18 protein-coding genes and 1 pseudogene are annotated in these 18,061 nt (G+C 70.4%); 11 read left to right on the top strand and 8 right to left on the bottom strand.

The annotated features are described in order from the left end of the window. Nucleotides 1–101: 101 nt before the first annotated feature. The gene (locus AC0B9F_RS14355; RefSeq protein ID WP_472002346.1) at nt 102–641 is read right to left on the bottom strand and encodes a hypothetical protein; all 540 of its coding nucleotides are present in this window, start codon (nt 639–641) and stop codon (nt 102–104) included. Nucleotides 642–927: 286 nt separating this feature from the next. Here AC0B9F_RS14355 and AC0B9F_RS14350 point away from each other — a divergent pair, with 286 nt between their 5' ends. Together AC0B9F_RS14350 and AC0B9F_RS14345 are read left to right on the top strand one after the other, a co-directional pair. After that, a complete protein-coding gene (locus AC0B9F_RS14350; RefSeq protein ID WP_472002344.1) occupies nt 928–1,518 on the top strand; it encodes a hypothetical protein in 591 nt (196 codons plus the stop codon). Nucleotides 1,519–1,603: 85 nt separating this feature from the next. Beyond that, nucleotides 1,604–2,137, top strand: a complete 534-nt coding sequence (locus AC0B9F_RS14345; protein ID WP_472002342.1) for an SMI1/KNR4 family protein — start codon at nt 1,604–1,606, stop codon at nt 2,135–2,137. Nucleotides 2,138–2,188: 51 nt separating this feature from the next. Here the strand turns inward: AC0B9F_RS14345 and AC0B9F_RS14340 are convergent. Both AC0B9F_RS14340 and ychF read right to left on the bottom strand, forming a co-directional pair. After that, nucleotides 2,189–3,099 (bottom strand): annotated as a pseudogene (locus tag AC0B9F_RS14340) (relaxase/mobilization nuclease domain-containing protein); the annotation flags it as partial. Between the two features lie 154 nt (nt 3,100–3,253). After that, nucleotides 3,254–4,342: a redox-regulated ATPase YchF gene (gene ychF / locus AC0B9F_RS14335; protein WP_472002341.1), complete on the bottom strand. Its 1,089-nt coding sequence runs from the start codon at nt 4,340–4,342 to the stop codon at nt 3,254–3,256. 175 nt (nt 4,343–4,517) lie between these two features. Here ychF and AC0B9F_RS14330 point away from each other — a divergent pair, with 175 nt between their 5' ends. Further along, complete coding sequence (locus AC0B9F_RS14330) at nt 4,518–5,153, top strand: DUF6542 domain-containing protein (RefSeq protein ID WP_472002340.1); 636 nt, start codon at nt 4,518–4,520, stop codon at nt 5,151–5,153. 12 nt (nt 5,154–5,165) lie between these two features. Here AC0B9F_RS14330 and ppgK read toward each other — a convergent pair whose 3' ends face one another. Then, nucleotides 5,166–5,912: a polyphosphate--glucose phosphotransferase gene (ppgK, locus tag AC0B9F_RS14325; RefSeq protein ID WP_472002338.1), complete on the bottom strand. Its 747-nt coding sequence runs from the start codon at nt 5,910–5,912 to the stop codon at nt 5,166–5,168. 75 nt (nt 5,913–5,987) lie between these two features. Further along, entirely contained in the window at nt 5,988–7,004 is a 1,017-nt protein-coding gene (locus tag AC0B9F_RS14320) for a 4-hydroxy-3-methylbut-2-enyl diphosphate reductase (RefSeq protein WP_472002336.1), read from the bottom strand. A gap of 65 nt (nt 7,005–7,069) precedes the next feature. Here AC0B9F_RS14320 and AC0B9F_RS14315 point away from each other — a divergent pair, with 65 nt between their 5' ends. The 4 genes from AC0B9F_RS14315 (at nt 7,070) to AC0B9F_RS14300 (ending at nt 10,662) form a co-directional block, all read left to right on the top strand. Continuing rightward, complete coding sequence (locus tag AC0B9F_RS14315) at nt 7,070–8,434, top strand: APC family permease (RefSeq protein ID WP_472002334.1); 1,365 nt, start codon at nt 7,070–7,072, stop codon at nt 8,432–8,434. Between the two features lie 60 nt (nt 8,435–8,494). Further along, complete coding sequence (gene xseA / locus AC0B9F_RS14310) at nt 8,495–9,703, top strand: exodeoxyribonuclease VII large subunit (protein WP_472002332.1); 1,209 nt, start codon at nt 8,495–8,497, stop codon at nt 9,701–9,703. Nucleotides 9,704–9,712: 9 nt separating this feature from the next. Further along, nucleotides 9,713–9,934: an exodeoxyribonuclease VII small subunit gene (locus AC0B9F_RS14305; RefSeq protein WP_472002330.1), complete on the top strand. Its 222-nt coding sequence runs from the start codon at nt 9,713–9,715 to the stop codon at nt 9,932–9,934. Nucleotides 9,935–10,071: 137 nt separating this feature from the next. After that, on the top strand, nt 10,072–10,662 hold the full coding sequence (locus AC0B9F_RS14300; protein WP_472002328.1) for a malonic semialdehyde reductase: 591 nt from the start codon (nt 10,072–10,074) through the stop codon (nt 10,660–10,662). A gap of 98 nt (nt 10,663–10,760) precedes the next feature. Here AC0B9F_RS14300 and AC0B9F_RS14295 read toward each other — a convergent pair whose 3' ends face one another. Beyond that, entirely contained in the window at nt 10,761–11,291 is a 531-nt protein-coding gene (locus AC0B9F_RS14295) for a DUF4245 domain-containing protein (protein ID WP_472002326.1), read from the bottom strand. Between the two features lie 128 nt (nt 11,292–11,419). On the opposite strand from AC0B9F_RS14295, the gene glpX reads away from it, so the two are divergent. Beyond that, on the top strand, nt 11,420–12,454 hold the full coding sequence (gene glpX, locus AC0B9F_RS14290) for a class II fructose-bisphosphatase (protein ID WP_472002324.1): 1,035 nt from the start codon (nt 11,420–11,422) through the stop codon (nt 12,452–12,454). Between the two features lie 81 nt (nt 12,455–12,535). On the opposite strand, the gene AC0B9F_RS14285 is transcribed toward glpX, so the two are convergent. After that, nucleotides 12,536–12,913 carry a WhiB family transcriptional regulator gene (locus AC0B9F_RS14285; protein WP_472002323.1) on the bottom strand — a complete coding sequence of 126 codons (378 nt, stop codon included), beginning with the start codon at nt 12,911–12,913 and terminating at the stop codon, nt 12,536–12,538. A gap of 123 nt (nt 12,914–13,036) precedes the next feature. Next, on the bottom strand, nt 13,037–13,735 hold the full coding sequence (locus tag AC0B9F_RS14280; protein WP_472002321.1) for a DUF1707 SHOCT-like domain-containing protein: 699 nt from the start codon (nt 13,733–13,735) through the stop codon (nt 13,037–13,039). Nucleotides 13,736–13,893: 158 nt separating this feature from the next. On the opposite strand from AC0B9F_RS14280, the gene AC0B9F_RS14275 reads away from it, so the two are divergent. From AC0B9F_RS14275 to fomD, 3 genes are all read left to right on the top strand, one after another. Further along, entirely contained in the window at nt 13,894–15,564 is a 1,671-nt protein-coding gene (locus AC0B9F_RS14275) for a fumarate hydratase (RefSeq protein ID WP_472002319.1), read from the top strand. A gap of 263 nt (nt 15,565–15,827) precedes the next feature. Then, the gene (locus AC0B9F_RS14270) at nt 15,828–17,234 is read left to right on the top strand and encodes a class II fumarate hydratase (protein WP_472002317.1); all 1,407 of its coding nucleotides are present in this window, start codon (nt 15,828–15,830) and stop codon (nt 17,232–17,234) included. 72 nt (nt 17,235–17,306) lie between these two features. Next, nucleotides 17,307–18,005, top strand: coding sequence for a cytidylyl-2-hydroxypropylphosphonate hydrolase (fomD, locus tag AC0B9F_RS14265; RefSeq protein ID WP_472002315.1), 699 nt, complete (start codon nt 17,307–17,309; stop codon nt 18,003–18,005). Nucleotides 18,006–18,061: the final 56 nt, after the last annotated feature.

Genomic DNA, 18,061 nt, shown 5'->3' with positions numbered 1-18,061 from the left:
GCCTCGCCGGGTCCGGCCTTCATCGTGTCGACGAGCCGTTTGGGCTACCTGCCGCGTCCGCCCAGATGGGAGCGATTGATAGGTCCGCCGGGTGGTAGCGCCTACGCGAGGGCGGCGACAGCGGTCTTGTAGTCGGCGGCCTGAGTCGGGGTGAGGTAGTGGCTGACGCGGATGAGTACGGTGCCGCGGACAAAGTCGTACTCGGCGAGCATGGGCATGCCCTTGGTGACGTTCTGGATGTAGTCGGCACGGGCCTGGGCGTCGGCCGCGGTCGTGAAGACCTCGATCGCTCCGCCGAGCCCGACGCTGCCGGGCTCCGCGTCGGCGACATCGTCGACCTTGATGCGGGAGTCGGTGAACGTGACCTTGCTGGTGTACTGGTTGGGGCGGCCGAGGAGATGGTTCGGGTCGTTGTCCTCGGTGACAACGCCCGAGAGCTTGGCGGACGCGACCTTGTCGGAAAGGACCTTGAAGGCGTCGCTGGCGGTGAGCTCCTTCGCTGCCGGCTTGGTCGGGACGCCAGCGGTTGCAGCGGGGGTGTTCTTCGGCTGGCCATTCTTCTGATCACTCCCCGACCCGCATGCCGTCATGGCCGCGAAGGCGATGACGAGGGCGGCAGCAGACAGGGCGGCCTTACGCATGATGGCTCCGAAGTGTGGCGGGCTTGGGTGTGTTGATCAGGTCGCAGAACTATTGCACTGCGATGTCACAGTGCGTGCGGATAGTGGAAGATCGGCTGGTGTCAGTCCCCGGCCGGGTAGGTGACGGTGGACGCCACCGGAGGAGCACATGGACTTGTCCGCCGGTGACTATCGGTAACTTCGGATGTTCAAACGTGCCGAATAGGGCCGTGGACCGGGAGAACCGCTTCTGGGCAGAGGCTGGCCCGAGCATGCTCTCCCGCGACCACTGGGTAGCGTCCCTCGGGTGAATCTTCACCTCATCAACGATGTGCCCGACGGCCTGTCCCGACGAGCGCGGTCCTTTGTCGCTGCGCATGGCGTCAAGGTCGACGCTCGCCCCGTCGAGGGGCACAGGCAGTCGTGGCTTGAGCGGGACATCCCAGCCGCGGTGATCGATCGAATGACGGCCTACCAAGAGCGGTGGGGCGGTCTGCTTTTGCCACCCGCACCGCAGTACGACGGAGGCCCCAAGTACCTCGATCCGGACTCGCCCGAAGCAGACTCCGCAGGGTGGTGGTTCGAAGCTGGAATGCAGCGGACCGCGGTCCCCTACTCATTCATGATCAGTCCGTCTGGTGAGTTCGGTATCCAGGGAGAAAGGTGGGCACCCCTCCACGCGACCATGGAGGGCTGGGTGGAATCGCTCGCTTTGGCTCGCCACGCATCCATGTGGGCAAGGCAGGTCACCACGCTCGTCGGCGATGACGTCGATGGCATCGAGCTGGACGGCTATGCGCCGGTGCGCGAGGTGATGGTCCCCAGGGGCCGCATCGCAGTGATCTACTCCGGCCTTGATGAGTGGGGACTGCGAGGAGGCGTGGACGACAATGGCTGACCTTGTCGTTTGACCTCGTCTCGGCTGGAGGTCGATGGGGGGCAGGCGGTGCTGCCAAGCCCAAACCGATCGCTACTGTCTTCGCATGACCATGAACGGAGCTCGCCAGTTCCCCGCCGCGCTTGCCGCTGCCATGGCGGTCCGGCTTGGGTGCATGGGCGAGGACGGTGTCGATTTCGAACCCTACGAGTCCTTTCTCTCAGCCGATGAGACAACCGAGTGGTTCCGCGCGTGGACAGGCAACGGCGAGCTGAACGGCGACAGCTTCCGCGTATTCGGCCAGGATGGCACCGGTGGGAACGCGGCGTTCTGGCTGGTTCGTCCAGGTCGGGAACTGGTGGAGCAGCCCGTTGTCTTTCTGGGGTCCGAAGGAGAGACAGGCGTTGTCGCTCGCGACCTGGGTGCCCTCTTGTGGCTGCTAGCTGACGGCTTCGGCCCGTGGGAAGCAGCCACCTCATACGAGCCCGAGCCGGATTGGGCTCCCCAGGCCAATTGCGACCTGACGGCTATCGCGGAGCAATTCGCTCCGGACCGCCGCGCGTCGGCAGCGACGATCATCGTGCAGGCCACACGAGAGTTTCCTGACTTCGACGACACCATCATGAGGCTCTGCCGTTGAGCCGGACCCGATGCCCTGCCATGAGGCGTGGCGGGGCATCGGGCCGTGGCGTCAGCGGTGTCGACTGCGCTCTTCGGTCCTCGTAGCCACTGGTGAGACCGGAGGGTGTGTCGTGGCAGATCTGGCCGATGTGCCGCTGATAGCGCTTCGACTGCGAGCGGCTTGCGCCCGCCGGTTCTGCTGAGCAGTGATGCGCCAGTTGAGGACCTCGGGGCGCTCCGCGCCGTCGAGTTCCCGCTGGGCGCCCACCTCCGCCAGGAGACGTCGGGGATTGTGGCCGGCGGTCTCGGCTTGGGCGAGGGTTGCGGTCAGGGCGGTCCAAGCGGGGTCGGCGATGATCCGGTCGACGTGGTCGGGGAGGGCCGCGCGAACGTCCTGCTCGTAGCGGTGGGCGGTTGCATCTCGCGGGGCGCGGCGTGCCAAGTCGGTCAAGACGGGTGGGGCGGCCTGCTGGTAGCCCGCCTGGAGGTGGCGGGACGCTTCCTCGGCCGCGGCGGCCTGCTGTTCGTGGCCGCGTTGCTCGTGCCACTTGGCGGCGGCGCGGGCCAGGTGCACGGTGGCGAAGAGCAGGGCGATCGCGAGTCCGCCCGGCTCGCCGGGGGCGTAGGCGAGTTTCTTGGCGGCGGCCTGGCGCAGAGCGGTGGCAGCCTGGGGGTCGGCGAGGGTGGCGGAGCGGCGGGCGCGGTTGAACGGCGTCGCCGCCGCTCGTAGTTCCGCCCGATGTGGGCCGGTCGTGGCGCTGGCGATGTTGTACAGGGCGTCACCGAAGGCGGCCAGGTGACCCTGGGCGACGGCATCGTCATCGGAGTCGAGGACGGTGTGCACCATGCGTATGGCGGTAGTGGTGTGGCGCCATGGGTCGGCGGGGTCCGCCCCATACCGCGGTCGGCCACCTCCTGGTCGGGGAGGCGTTCGCGTAGGCGGTTGATGGATCCAGCCGCGTTGGCGTCGCCAGGCGCGGCGGACCAGTCCGCCGATGCCCAGCCACAGGTCGACGAAGCGGCGTAGCCGCTCCCCCGCGCGCTGACCGAAGTCAGCACGCTGCGGACTCTGTGCGGACCGCAAAGGCCGCCCAACCCGTTCCGTCGCAGGTCAGACGGCCTTTCGCCGAACGTATTAGACGTTGAACCGGAACTCCACCACGTCCCCGTCCTGCATCACGTAGTCCTTGCCCTCCATGCGGGCCTTGCCCTTCGCGCGGGCCTCGGCGACCGAGCCGGTCTCGACCAGGTCCTCGAAGGAGATGACCTCGGCCTTGATGAAGCCCTTCTGGAAGTCGGTGTGGATCACACCGGCCGCCTCGGGGGCCGTGGCGCCCTTCTTGATCGTCCAGGCGCGGGACTCCTTGGGGCCGGCCGTCAGATAGGTCTGCAGGCCGAGGGTGTTGAAGCCGACGTGGGCCAGCGTGGCGAGGCCCGGCTCGTGCTGGCCGACGGACTCCAGCAGCTCCAGCGCCTCCTCCTCGTCCAGCTCGGCGAGGTCCGCCTCCAGCTTGGCGTTGAGGAAGATCGCCTCGGCGGGGGCGACCAGGGCGCGCTGCTCGTTCTTGAAGTCCTCGTCGACCAGCTCGTCCTCGTCGACATTGAAGACGTAGAGGAAGGGCTTCGTGGTCAGCAGGTGCAGGTCGTGGAGGAGCTCCGCGCGCTCGGTGCCCTGGACGATGCCCTGGGAGAACAGCGTGTCGCCCTTCTCCAGGATCTCCTTGGCCTCCTCGACGGCCTTGACCTTGGGAGCGATGTCCTTCTTGATCCGCGATTCCTTCTGCAGGCGCGGGAGGACCTTCTCGATCGTCTGGAGGTCGGCGAGGATCAGCTCGGTGTTGATCGTCTCGATGTCGTCCTTCGGCGAGACCTTGCCGTCGACGTGGACGACGTTCTCGTCCTTGAAGGCACGGATGACCTGGCAGATCGCGTCGGACTCGCGGATGTTCGCGAGGAACTTGTTGCCCAGGCCCTCGCCCTCGGACGCGCCGCGCACGATGCCGGCGATGTCGACGAAGTCGACCGTGGCGGGCAGGACCCGGTCGGAGGAGAAGATCTCGGCCAGTTTCGCAAGCCGGGGGTCGGGCACGCCGACCACGCCGACGTTCGGCTCGATCGTGGCGAACGGGTAGTTGGCCGCCAGCACGTCGTTCTTGGTCAGGGCGTTGAACAGGGTCGACTTGCCGACATTGGGCAGACCGACGATTCCGATCGTGAGCGACACGTTGCGACTTCCCGTTACGTGAGGGTGGAGGGCGGCGGGTCCCCAGCGGGGCCGATCCACCAGTCTACGGGGTGAGCGCGCCGGTGCCTGAGGCCGTCTCGAACGGATGGCCGGGGTCCGCCGAACGGCGTGCCCGGGGTGTGAGCGGGCGAGCGAACCGACCTAAGTTGGTCCAATGGAGCAGCACAGGACGCGCCCCGCCCAGTCCGCACCACGCCGCCGCACACCGGCGCCGTCACCGTCGCCGCTGCCGCCGCAGGCGCGGCGCGGGAGGCCCGGCCCGGAGGGGGGACGCCCGTCGCGGCCGGCTGCGGGGGCGGCGCGCCGGGCGGACGGCGGCGGTGACGCCGGGGCCGCTCAGCGCCGCGCGGTCACCGTGCGGCGGCCCGCTCCGCCGCTCGCCCGGCCGGTGCGCGGACTGCCCAACCCCCGGCTGACCGGGCTCGGCAGCGGGCTGTTCTGCGGGGCGGTGATGATCGTGTTCGGTCTGGCGCTGCGGGTGCTGTTCGGGACGTCGCCGACGGTGTACGGCGTGCTCTTCCTGCCGGTGTGCGTGCTCACCACGGTGTGGGTGCGCAAGGGGGATCTGCTGACCGCCCCCGTCGTGCTGCCGATCGCGTTCGCCGCGGGGCTGGTGCCCCTGGCCGACAGCGGCGACGGGCTCGGCGCACGGCTGATGAACCTGGTCACGGCCCTGGCCACCGAGGCGGGCTGGCTGTACGCCGGCACACTGATCGCCGGCGTCATCGCCGTCGCCCGCCGCCTCGCCCTGGCCCATCACCGACGGCGGCAGGCCACGGGGCGCGGATAGACGGGCTGGGCTCTAGCTGCGGGCCGCCGCGCGCATGGCCGCGCCCACGATGCCCGCGTTGTTCTGCAGCTGGGCGGGGACGATGTCGGCTCTGATGCCGTCGAGCAGGTGCAGGAACTTGTGGGACTTGCGGCTGACGCCGCCTCCGATGATGAACAGCTCCGGCGAGAAGAGCATCTCCACGTGCGCGAGGTACTTCCGCACCCGGTGCGCCCACTGCTCCCACGTCAGGTCGTGATCGTCCTTGGCCTTGCTGGAGGCGCGCTTCTCCGCGTCGTGGCCGTTCAGCTCGAGGTGGCCCAGTTCGGTGTTGGCCACCAGGGCGCCGTCGGTGAAGACCGCGCTGCCGATGCCGGTGCCGAAGGTCAGCAGGATCACCGTGCCCCGGCGGTCCTTTCCGGCGCCGAAGCGCATCTCGGCGACGCCCGCCGCGTCCGCGTCGTTGACCACGGTCACCGGCAGCCCGCCGAGCCGTTCGGAGAACAGGGCGCGCGCGTCGGTGTCGATCCAGCCCGGGTCGACGTTGGCCGCCGTACGCACCATGGCCCCGCCCGTCACCACGCCCGGGAAGGTGAGGCCGACCGGGCCGCTCCAGCCGAAGTGGCCGACGACCTCCTTCACGCCGTCGGCCACGCCGTCCGGTGTCGCCGGGTGCGGGGTCAGGACCTTGAAGCGCTCCTGTGCGAGGTCGCCCCTGTCCAGGTCGACAGGGGCGCCCTTGATCCCGGATCCGCCGATGTCCACGCCGAAGATCTGCATGGCTCCACGTTACGACGGACCACTGACGGTCACGCCAGGAACGGACCGGACGTCACGCCAGGAACGGCCCGGACGTCACGCCTGCGACGGACCGGATCCGCCGCGCTCGGCGACCAGGGCGGCCGCCTCCTCGCGCAGGTCGCGGCGCAGCTCCTTGGGCAGGGAGAAGGTGATGGACTCCTCGGCCGCCTTGACGATCTCCACGTCCTCGAAGCCGCGCTCGGCGAGCCAGGCCAGCACCTGCTCGACCAGCACCTCGGGGACGGAGGCGCCGGAGGTGACGCCGACCGTGCTCACGCCCTCCAGCCAGGCCTCGTCGATCTCGTCGGCGAAGTCCACCAGGTACGCGGCGCGGGCGCCGGCCAGCTTGGCGACCTCGACCAGGCGCTTGGAGTTGGAGGAGTTGCGGGAGCCGACGACGATGACGAGGTCGGCCTCGGCGCCCATCTGCTTCACGGCCTGCTGGCGGTTCTGCGTGGCGTAGCAGATGTCGTCGCTGGGCGGGGAGACGAGGCCGGGGAACTTCGTCTTCAGCGCGTCGACGGTCTCCATGGTCTCGTCCACGGACAGCGTGGTCTGGGACAGCCAGACGACCTTCGACGGGTCGCGGACCTCGACCTTGTCGACGTCACCGGGGCCGTCGACGAGCTGGATGTGGTCGGGCGCCTCGCCGGAGGTGCCGATGACCTCCTCGTGGCCCTCGTGGCCGATCAGCAGGATGTCGTAGTCCTCGTCCGCGAACCGGACGGCTTCCTTGTGGACCTTGGTGACCAGCGGGCAGGTGGCGTCGATGGTGGCGAGCCGGCCCTGGCGGGCCTCGTCGTGCACGGTCGGGGCCACGCCGTGCGCCGAGAACATCACGATGTTGCCCGGCGGCACCTCCTCCGTGCGCTCGACGAAGACGGCGCCCTTCTTCTCCAGGGTCTGCACGACGTACTTGTTGTGCACGATCTCGTGCCGGACGTACACCGGGGCCCCGTACTGCTCCAGGGCCTTCTCGACGGCGATCACGGCGCGGTCCACGCCCGCGCAGTAGCCCCGGGGGGCGGCGAGCAGGACACGGCGGCCAGGCGAAGCAGTCATGCGTCCCATCGTAAGGGTGCGTTCGGCGGCACAGAGATCGCGTCGTGCGGGGCGCCGGGGGAAAACTGGTTTCCATGTCCGACACGGAGACGACGGCATCCCCGGCCGGCGCGCACGACCGGCTGCACCGCAGCCTCGGTTTCCGCGACCTGGTGGTCTACGGGCTGCTCTTCATCGCGCCCATGGCGCCCGTCGGCGTGTTCGGCACGCTGGACGCGAAGTCGCACGGCGCGGTGGCACTGGTGTACGTGGTGGCGACGGTCGCCATGGCGTTCACCGCCTTCTCCTACGCGCAGATGGTGCGGGTGGTCCCCCTGGCGGGCTCGGTGTTCGCGTACGCGCGCGTGGGGCTCGGTGAGGGCGCCGGGTTCGTGGCCGGCTGGATGGCGATGCTGGACTACGTGCTCATCCCGGCGGTGGCCTATCTGTTCTCCGGGATCGCGATGAACTCCCTCGTCCCCGAGGTGTCCCGCTGGGTGTGGACGGCGCTCGCGGTGGTCGTCACGACCCTGCTGAACCTGTGGGGGGTGCGCACGGCGGCCCTGGTGGGTTTCCTCGTGCTGGCGATGGAGATCGTGGTGCTGCTGGTGTTCATGGTGGCGGCGGTCGTGGTCCTCGCGCGGGACGGCGCCCAGCGGGACGTGCTGTCGCCGCTGTCCGGGGACGGCTCACAGGGCGCGTTCGCGCTGTCGGCGGTCGTCGGGGCGGTGTCCGTGGCGGTGCTGTCGTATCTGGGTTTCGACGCGATCGCCACGTTCGCGGAGGAGACCACCGGGGGGTCGGCGAAGGTGGCGCGGGCGCTGCTGTTCTGCCTGGCGCTGGCCGGTGTGCTCTTCGTCGCGCAGACCTATCTGGTCGCTCTGCTGGAGCCCATGACGTCCGCGCAGCTGGCCGCCGACCCGGCCAAGCAGGGCTCGGCGTTCTACGACGCGGTGGACTCCTCCGTCGGCGGCTGGCTGCACGACCTGGTGGCCGGGAGCAAGGCCATCGGGGCGGCGTTCGCGGCGCTGGCCGGGCAGGCGGCGGCCGGGCGGCTGCTGTTCGCGATGGCCCGGGAGCGGCGGCTGCCGAGGGCGCTGTCGCGCACGGACGGCGGGGTGCCGCGGGTGGCGTTGCTGTGCGCGGCGGTGATCACGCTGGTCGCGGCGGGGTGGGCGGCGCGGCGTGACGACGGGCTGGACAAGCTGGTGTCGGTGGTCGACATCGGCGCGCTGACGGCGTTCACGCTGCTGCACGCGAGCGTGGTGGGTTACTTCGGGCGCCGCCGGGGTGAGCTGAGCTGGTGGCGGCATGTGCTGGTGCCGGTGGTGGGCGCTGCGATCACGGTCGCGGTGATCGTGGAGGCGTCGGGCGCGGCGCAGGTGGTGGGCGCGGTGTGGCTGCTGATCGGCTTGCTGGTGCTGGTGGGGCAGCGGGGCCGGGCAACGGCTTCGCGGTAGCGCGGCGGCGTCCGCGTCCGCTCGGCCCCGGTGTCGTACCCGACCGTTACTCTCGACCGCATGGCTGTCTCCTCGTCCCCCGAAACCCCGCTCCCCGTCGGTGAGGTGTCCCGGCTGATCGGCGGCTGGATCGACCGCCTCGGCGCGGTGTGGGTCGAGGGGCAGATCACGCAGCTGTCGCGCCGCCCGGGCGCCGGCGTCGTGTTCCTGACGCTGCGCGACCCGTCGTACGACATCTCGGTGAGCGTGACCTGCTACCGGCAGGTCTTCGACAGCGTCGCGGACGTCGTCGGCGAGGGCGCACGGGTCGTCGTCCTGGCCAAGCCCGAGTGGTACGCCCCGCGGGGGCAGCTGTCCCTGCGGGCCGCCGAGATACGGCCCGTGGGCGTCGGGGAGCTGCTCGCGCGGCTGGAGCAGCTGAAGAAGGCGCTGGCGGCCGAGGGGCTGTTCGCGCCGGAGCGCAAGAAGCCGCTGCCGTTCCTGCCGCAGCTGATCGGGCTGGTGTGCGGCCGGGCGTCGGCCGCGGAGCGGGACGTGCTGGAGAACGCCCGGCACCGCTGGCCGCATGTGCGCTTCGAGGTGCGCAATGTCCCGGTGCAGGGTGTGCACGCGGTGCCGCAGGTCGTGCAGGCCGTGAAGGAGCTGGACGCGCTCGACGAGGTCGACGTGATCATCGTGGCGCGCGGTGGCGGCAGCGTGGAGGACCTGTTGCCGTTCTCCGACGAGCAGCTGGTGCGCGCGGTCGCGGCGTGCCGTACGCCGGTGGTGTCGGCGATCGGGCACGAGCCGGACAATCCGCTGCTGGACCATGTCGCCGACCTGCGTGCCTCCACCCCGACGGACGCGGCGAAGAAGGTCGTGCCGGACGTCGGCGAGGAGCTGGAGCGGGTGCGGATGCTGCAGGGGCGGGCCCGGCGGTGCGTGCGGGCGTTCGTCGAGCGGGAGGAGCGCGGGCTCGCGCACGCGCTGGCCCGGCCGGTGATACAGGATCCGCACCGGGTGGTGGACGAGCGCGCCGACCAGGTGGAGTCCCTGGTGGAGCGGTCGCGGCGGTGTCTCGGGCATCTGCTGGACCGCGCGGACTCCGAGCTGACGCACACTCACGCGCGCGTGGTGGCGCTGTCCCCGGCGGCGACGCTGCAGCGCGGGTACGCGGTGCTGCAGAAGGCCGACGGGCACGTGGTCCGCGATCCCGCCGAGGTGGTGGCCGAGGAGCCGCTGCGGGCGCGGGTGGCCGAGGGTGAGTTCACTGTCCGAGTCGACGTTTAGGTTGGGTGGATGACCAGCAAGGTGGATGAGGCGCTCGGGTACGAGCAGGCACGGGACGAGCTGATCGACGTCGTACGGCGGCTGGAGGCCGGTGGGACGACGCTGGAGGAGTCCCTCGCCCTGTGGGAGCGCGGGGAGGAGCTGGCGAAGGTGTGCCGGCGCTGGCTGGAGGGTGCCCGGGCGCGGCTGGACGCGGCGCTGGCGGAGGAGGAAGAGGAAGTCGAGGAGTAGCGGGCGGCGGGTGTGACAGCGTGGTGTGAAAGCACTCACACACCCAGTTGTTGAAACTTGAACCTTCTCTGGCGTACCGTCGAATCCGTCAGACGGTCCGGCCTGCCGGACGGACGCACACCAGAGAAAGTTCACACATGTCTCTCGTTCTTGACCCCGCCGCGCAGGACCTGCTCTTCCGCGAGGCCCGCACCGCGAACACCTTCACCGACGAGCCGGTCTCGGACGAGCAGGTGCAGGCGATCTACGACCTGGTCAAGTACGGCCCGACCGCCTTCAACCAGACCCCGCTGCGCATCACCCTGGTGCGCTCCCCCGAGGCCCGCGAGCGTCTGGTGCAGCACATGGCCGAGGGCAACCAGCCCAAGACCGCCTCCGCCCCGCTCGTCGCGATCCTCGCCGCGGACAACGAGTTCCACGAGGAACTGCCGGCCCTCTTCCCGGCCTTCCCGCAGGCCAGGGACGTCTTCTTCGCCGAGCGCCCGGTCCGTGAGAACTCCGCGCTGCTCAACGCCGCCCTCCAGGCCGCGTACTTCATCGTCGGCGTGCGCGCCGCCGGTCTGGCCGCGGGCCCGATGACCGGCTTCGACGCCGAGGGCGTGCGCAAGGAGTTCCTGGACGACGACCACACCCCGCTGATGGTCGTCAACATCGGCAGGCCGGGCGAGAACGCCTCCTACCCGCGCTCCCCGCGCCTGGCGTACGACGAGGTCGTCACCACCGTCTGACCCGGCGACGCCGGCGAGGCGCCCTGCGCGCCCGAGCCGCCCGTTCCCTCACAGGAGGCCCCCGGCACCGCCGGGGGCCTCCCGCGCGTGCCGGGTGTTCAGGCCAGCTTCAGGGCCTTGACCATCTCGGTCAGCTGCGTGAAGGAACCGGTGCCCGCGACCACGGTCGTCGAGCCGCCGGTGGTGTCCTGCAGCACCAGCGCGTCGTAACGGCCGCCGGTGTAGCGGGTCCAGGTGCGGCCGGCGATCTGCTCGGTGACCTTCGTGGCCTTCGCGCCCTGGCTCGCCTCGTCGATGAACGCCGAGCGCTTCTGCGTCGACTGCTCGATCGCCACGTACTGGCCGTCGGGGGCGTTGAAGCCCAGATGCCAGGCGTCGGACTGGTCGCCCCGGAAGCGGACCGAGGTCGCCTTCCAGGTGTCCGGCAGGCCCTGCGGCGCGGCCACCGGGTACGACGCCGCGCGGCGCGCCGTGGCCAGCTCGACGCTGTAGTCGACCCGCTTCAGATCGGGAGCGTGATCGTCATGCGGGATGGCGAAGAGGTAGACGACCAACGCCGCGATCCCGATCACGGCCAGGGAGAGGATCATGTCCCGGGCCGTCTTCTGCTTGCCGTTCGAACCTGCCACGCCCCCTATCGTCGCAGGTGCCCGGCCCGCTCATCCGTGGGGTCCCCTGCTCATTTTGTCGGACTGACGATAGAGTCGTCGTCGAACACCCTCATCCGGCCGTCGTCGTATCAGAAAGGTGCGCTCCGATGACCGAGCATCATCACTTGCCGTCCGAGCTGGACGTCCCGTCCGAGGCCCCCGACCGCAACCTCGCCCTGGAACTCGTCCGGGTGACCGAAGCCGCGGCGATGGCCGCCGGCCGCTGGGTCGGGCGCGGCGACAAGAACGGCGCCGACGGCGCCGCCGTGCGCGCCATGCGCACCCTCGTCTCCACCGTGTCGATGAACGGCGTGGTCGTCATCGGCGAGGGCGAGAAGGACGAGGCGCCGATGCTCTTCAACGGCGAGCGCGTCGGCGACGGCACCGGGCCCGAGGTCGACATCGCCGTCGACCCGATCGACGGCACCACGCTGACAGCGAAGGGCATGCCCAACGCCATCGCGGTGCTGGCCGCCGCCGAGCGCGGCGCCCTCTTCGACCCGTCCGCCGTCTTCTACATGGACAAGCTGGTCACCGGCCCGGAGGCCGCCGACTTCGTCGACATCGACGCGCCGGTCGCGGTCAACATCCGCCGCATCGCCAAGGCCAAGCGGTCCGCGCCCGAGGACGTCACCGTCGTCATCCTCGACCGGCCGCGTCACCAGGGCCTGATCAAGGAGGTCCGGGAGGCCGGCGCGCGCATCAAGCTGATCTCCGACGGCGACGTGGCGGGGTCCATCTACGCGCTGCGCGAGGGCACCGGCGTCGACCTGCTGCTCGGCATCGGCGGTACGCCGGAGGGCATCATCTCGGCCTGTGCCGTCAAGTGCCTGGGCGGCACGATCCAGGGCAAGCTGTGGCCCAAGGACGACGAGGAGCGGCAGCGGGCGATCGACGCCGGGCACGACCTGGACCGGGTCCTCACCACCGACGACCTGGTGTCCGGCGAGAACGTGTTCTTCGTCGCGACCGGCATCACCGACGGTGAGCTGCTGCGGGGTGTGCGGTACCGGTCGGACACCGCGCTCACCGAGTCGATCGTGATGCGGTCGAAGTCGGGCACGGTACGGAAGATCGACTCCGAGCACCGGCTGCGGAAGCTGCGGGCGTACAGCGCGATCGACTTCGACCGGGCCAAGTAGGTCCCGGCGCCGGCCCTGTCCCCCGGCACTCGAGAGGCGCCCCCGGTGCGGAGGGGGCGCCTCTTGGCGTGTCCGGCGGGCTCAGCCCGCCGCCGCTATGCGGCCCGTCGTCGTCGCCGTCTTCTTCAGCTCCACCTCGCGGCGGCGGCGCCGGGCCAGCACCACACGGCGTTCCGCTGCCGTCAGGCCGCCCCAGACGCCGTACGGCTCGGGCTGGAGCAGGGCGTGCTCGCGGCACTCGACCATCACCGGACAGCGGGCGCAGACCTGTTTGGCGGCTTCCTCCCGGGAAAGCCGGGCCGCGGTGGGTTCCTTGGACGGCGCGAAGAACAAGCCGGCCTCGTCACGCCGGCACACCGCCTCGGTGTGCCATGGGGCGTCTTGGTCCCTGTCTCGCGCCGGCCCCCGCTGGGCCGGAACAACAGCTACCTGCAGGGACGAATGCGGCGGTTGCAGCACGGTCTTCTCCTGACGACGGCTTCGCGAGCGAGAGACGATGCAGCAAGCCCTACCCGCTGTACGCGCGCCTATGCACTGAGTTCCGGGCCGCGCGGTATGTGACGCCCGCGGGATCGCCGTCCGTCAGCGGTCCAGGTGCCTGCGCAGACCCCGGTCGACCTTGCGCTGGACCTTGTCGAGGATGTCCGCGACGAGCTTGCCGCGCTTGGGCCGCGCCTCGATGTTGCCGAGCACGGCCCAGCCGTCGACGTAGACGACCGGGGCGTCGGCCTCGATGGAGTCGACGGTGTCCACCTCGAAGCTGCCCAGCACGCCGCCGCCGGTGCCGCGCAGCGAGACGTTCTCCGGGACGCGCACCTCGACGCTGCCGAAGACCGAGATCGCCTTGATCACGACCTGCTGGTACTCGAACAGCGCCTCGCTCAGGTCGATCTCGACGCTGCCGAAGATCGCGTACGCGTGGATGCGGCGGCCCGCGCGCCAGCGGCCCCGGCGGACGGAGCTGCTGAACACGGCGACCAGGTTCTCGTCGGGGTCGGCCGGTACCGCACCCGGGACGGGCCGCTGCGGGGCGGTGCCGACGGCCGCCGCCGGGCGGTGACCGGCGGGCAGGTCGCGGACGTAGACCTCCAGCTCGTCGGCCGTCTTCGCGGCGAGCACGCCCTCGACGCGCTCGGCGTGCTCCTCGGCGGTCAGCCGGCCCTCGGCGAGGGCCTCGCCGAGGATGTCGGCGATGCGGTCACGGTCGGCGTCGGAGGCGCGCAGCTGGGCGGCCGGGGCGGCGCTCTGCGCTTGAGGGTCCACCTGCTTGTGAAGGTCCACGGCAGCAGCATAGCCAGACACGATAGATCGCGATACCCCCCTGCCGGGTGACGAAGTGAGCCTCACCTCACAGACTCCGTGTCAGCGGCAGGTCCTACGCTGGTGGGGCCCGCCAGCGTCGGCGGGCCGCCGTCCGTCAGAGTGAGGAATGGGCTGAGATGCCTGAGTTCGCGTACACCGATCTGCTCCCCCAGGGCGAGGACACCACCCCCTACCGGCTGGTGACCTCCGAGGGCGTCTCCACGGTCGAGGGGCCCGACGGGCGGACGTTCCTCAAGGTCGAGCCGGAGGCGCTGCGCAAGCTGGCCGAGGAGGCCGTCCACGACATCCAGCACTACCTGCGCCCGGCCCACCTGGCTCAGCTGCGCCGCATCATCGACGACCCCGAGGCGTCGGGCAACGACAAGTTCGTCGCGCTGGACCTGCTGAAGAACGCGAACATCGCGGCCGCGGGCGTGCTGCCGATGTGCCAGGACACGGGCACGGCGATCGTGATGGGCAAGCGCGGGCAGAACGTGCTGACGGCCGGCGAGGACGACAAGCACCTGTCCCACGGCATCTACGACGCCTACACCAAGCTCAACCTGCGGTACTCGCAGATGGCTCCGCTCACCATGTGGGAGGAGAAGAACACCGGCTCCAACCTGCCCGCCCAGATCGAGCTGTACGCGACGGACGGCGGCGCCTACAAGTTCCTGTTCATGGCCAAGGGCGGCGGCAGCGCCAACAAGTCCTTCCTGTACCAGGAGACGAAGGCCGTCCTGAACGAGTCCTCCATGATGAAGTTCCTGGAGGAGAAGATCCGTTCGCTCGGTACGGCCGCCTGCCCGCCGTACCACCTGGCGATCGTCGTCGGCGGCACCAGCGCCGAGTACGCGCTGAAGACCGCCAAGTACGCCTCCGCGCACTACCTGGACGAGATCCCGGCGGAGGGCTCCGAGCTCGGCCACGGCTTCCGGGACAAGGAGCTGGAGGAGAAGGTCTTCGAGCTGACCCAGAAGATCGGCATCGGCGCGCAGTTCGGCGGCAAGTACTTCTGCCACGACGTGCGCGTGGTGCGCCTGCCGCGGCACGGCGCGTCCTGCCCGGTCGCCATCGCCGTGTCCTGCTCGGCGGACCGCCAGGCCGTCGCGAAGATCACCGCCGAGGGCGTCTTCCTGGAGCAGCTGGAGACCGACCCGGCGCGCTTCCTGCCGGACACCACGGACGAGCACCTCGACGAGGCCGGTGACGTGGTGAAGATCGACCTCAACCAGCCGATGGACACGATCCTCGCCGAGCTGACCAAGTACCCGGTGAAGACCCGTCTGTCGCTGACCGGCCCGCTGGTCGTGGCCCGTGACATCGCGCACGCCAAGATCAAGGAGCGGCTGGACGCGGGCGAGGAGATGCCGCAGTACCTGAAGGACCACCCCGTGTACTACGCGGGCCCGGCGAAGACGCCCGAGGGGTACGCCTCCGGTTCGTTCGGCCCGACGACCGCCGGGCGCATGGACTCCTACGTGGAGCAGTTCCAGGCGGCGGGCGGCTCGAAGGTGATGCTCGCCAAGGGCAACCGCAGCAAGCAGGTCACCGACGCGTGCGACGCCCACGGCGGCTTCTACCTCGGCTCCATCGGCGGCCCGGCCGCGCGTCTCGCCCAGGACTGCATCAAGAAGGTCGAGGTCCTGGAGTACGAGGAGCTCGGCATGGAGGCGGTGTGGAAGATCGAGGTCGAGGACTTCCCGGCGTTCATCGTCGTGGACGACAAGGGCAACGACTTCTTCCAGGACCCGGCCCCGCAGCCGACGTTCACGTCGATCCCGGTGCGCGGTCCGGGTCTCGCGTGACACGCCCCTGACGCAGGTCGCGGCGGCCCCCACCCGGCAACGGGCGGGGGCCGTTCGTATGCGCGGGGCCGGGCCCGCACGGCCGCTGCGGTCCGGTACTGCACGGCCGGGGAAACCGTCGTCCGCGCGGCGGCGGCACGTCGGCGTGCGACCGGCGGTCGGCCGACCTACGGTGACCAGGTGTTCGCCGACCTCGGGAACGCCGTACACGAGCGGGGAATAGGCGTCCCGCGCCCCGTGCTGATCTTCGTGGAGGTACGACGATGACGACGACCGGAAGCAGCGGCACCGACTACCGCATCGAGCACGACTCCATGGGCGAGGTCCGCGTCCCCGCGCACGCCCGGTGGCGGGCGCAGACGCAGCGGGCCGTGGAGAACTTCCCCATCTCCGGGCAGCGCATCGAGCGCGCCCACATCGAGGCGCTGGCCAGGATCAAGGGCGCCGCGGCGAAGGTGAACGCGCGGCTCGGGGTGCTGGACAAGGACGTCGCGGAGGCGGTGCAGGAGGCGGCGCAGGAGGTCGCCGAGGGGAAGTGGGACGACCATTTCCCGGTGGACGTCTTCCAGACCGGCTCCGGCACCTCGTCCAACATGAACGCCAACGAGGTCATCGCCACCCTCGCGAGCGAACGGCTCGGCCGGGACGTCCACCCCAACGACCATGTGAACGCGTCCCAGTCGTCCAACGACGTCTTCCCGTCGTCGATCCACATCGCCGCCACCGCCGCCGTCACCCGCGACCTGATCCCTGCCCTCGACCATCTCGCCGCCGCCCTGAGCCGCAAGGCGGAGGAGTTCGCGGACGTGGTGAAGTCCGGCCGTACGCACCTGATGGACGCCACGCCCGTCACCCTGGGCCAGGAGTTCGGCGGGTACGCGGCCCAAGTGCGGTACGGCATCGAGCGGCTGACCGCCTCGCTGCCCCGCCTCGCCGAACTCCCCCTCGGCGGCACGGCCGTGGGCACCGGCATCAACACCCCGCCCGGCTTCTCCGCCGCCGTCATCGAGGAGGTCGCCCGCGCCACCGGGCTGCCGCTGACCGAGGCCCGCGACCACTTCGAGGCACAGGGCGCGCGGGACGGCATCGTCGAGACCAGCGGGCAGCTGCGGACCATCGCGGTCGGCCTGACGAAGATCGCCAACGATCTGCGCTGGATGTCCTCCGGCCCGCGCACCGGCCTCGCCGAGATCTCCCTGCCCGACCTGCAGCCCGGCTCGTCGATCATGCCGGGGAAGGTCAACCCGGTCATCCCCGAGGCCGTCCTGATGGTCGCCGCGCAGGTGATCGGCAACGACGCCACCGTCGCCACCGCGGGCGCCGCCGGCAACTTCGAACTCAACGTGATGCTGCCGGTCATCGCCAAGAACGTCCTCGAATCGATCCGGCTGCTCGCAGCCGTCTCCCGGCTGCTCGCCGACCGCACGGTGGACGGGATCGTCGCGCACCGCGAACGCGCCCGGGAGTACGCCGAGTCCTCGCCGTCGGTGGTGACCCCGCTGAACAAGTACATCGGGTACGAGGAGGCCGCGAAGGTCGCCAAGAAGGCGCTGGCGGAACGCAAGACGATCCGGCAGGTGGTCCTCGAGAGCGGTTACGTCGAGCGCGGCGACCTCACCGAGCAGCAGCTCGACGAGGCGCTGGACGTCCTGCGGATGACACGGCCGTAACAACTGGGGCCCCTCCGGCGAACCATGACGCGAACCGCAGCATCGGATGGCCATGACACCTAATATCTGTGCATGGCAGACGGTGATGTGATGAGACGCGTGGACAGGGACGGCGGTGCTGCGGCGGGCTTCTGGGCGCCCGGGACACAGGTCCTGTGGCGCTATCGGGCCAACGGCGGCGAGGGCTTCCACATCGCCCGGCCCGTCACCGTCGTCCGCGACGACGAGGAGGTGCTCGCCGCCTGGATGGCGCCGGGCACCGAGTGCGTCAAGCCCGTCCTCGCCGACGGCACACCCGTGCACCGGGAGCCGCTCGCGACCCGCTACACCAAGCCGCGCACGCTGCAGCGCGACCGGTGGTTCGGCACCGGGGTGCTGAAGCTGGCCCGGCCGGGCGAGCCGTGGTCGGTGTGGCTGTTCTGGGATCCGGGCTGGCGGTTCAAGAACTTCTACGTCAACCTGGAGGACCCGCTGGCCCGTTGGGCGGGCGGGGTGGACTCCACCGACCACTTCCTGGACATCGAGGTGGGCCCGGACGGCGGTTGGCAGTGGCGCGACGAGGACGAGTTCGCGCAGGCCCAGCGGGACGGGCTGATGGGCGCCGAACTCGCCGAGCGGGTCCGGGCGGCCGGCCGGGACGCGGTCGAGGCGATCCGCGCCTGGGGGCCGCCGTTCTCGGACGGCTGGCAGCACTGGCGGCCCGATCCGTCGTGGCCGGTGCCGCGGCTGCCGGACGACTGGGATCGTACGCCCGCGCATGTGTCCTCATGAGACCCTTGATGCGCCCCCGGGCAGGAAACGTAGGATCGTCCTCCGCAAGGGCGCGC

Source organism: Streptomyces sp. NPDC097129 (genome assembly GCF_055668065.1).
Note: the sequence above shows the minus strand (reverse complement) of the source record. Positions and strands in the feature narration are given on the sequence as shown.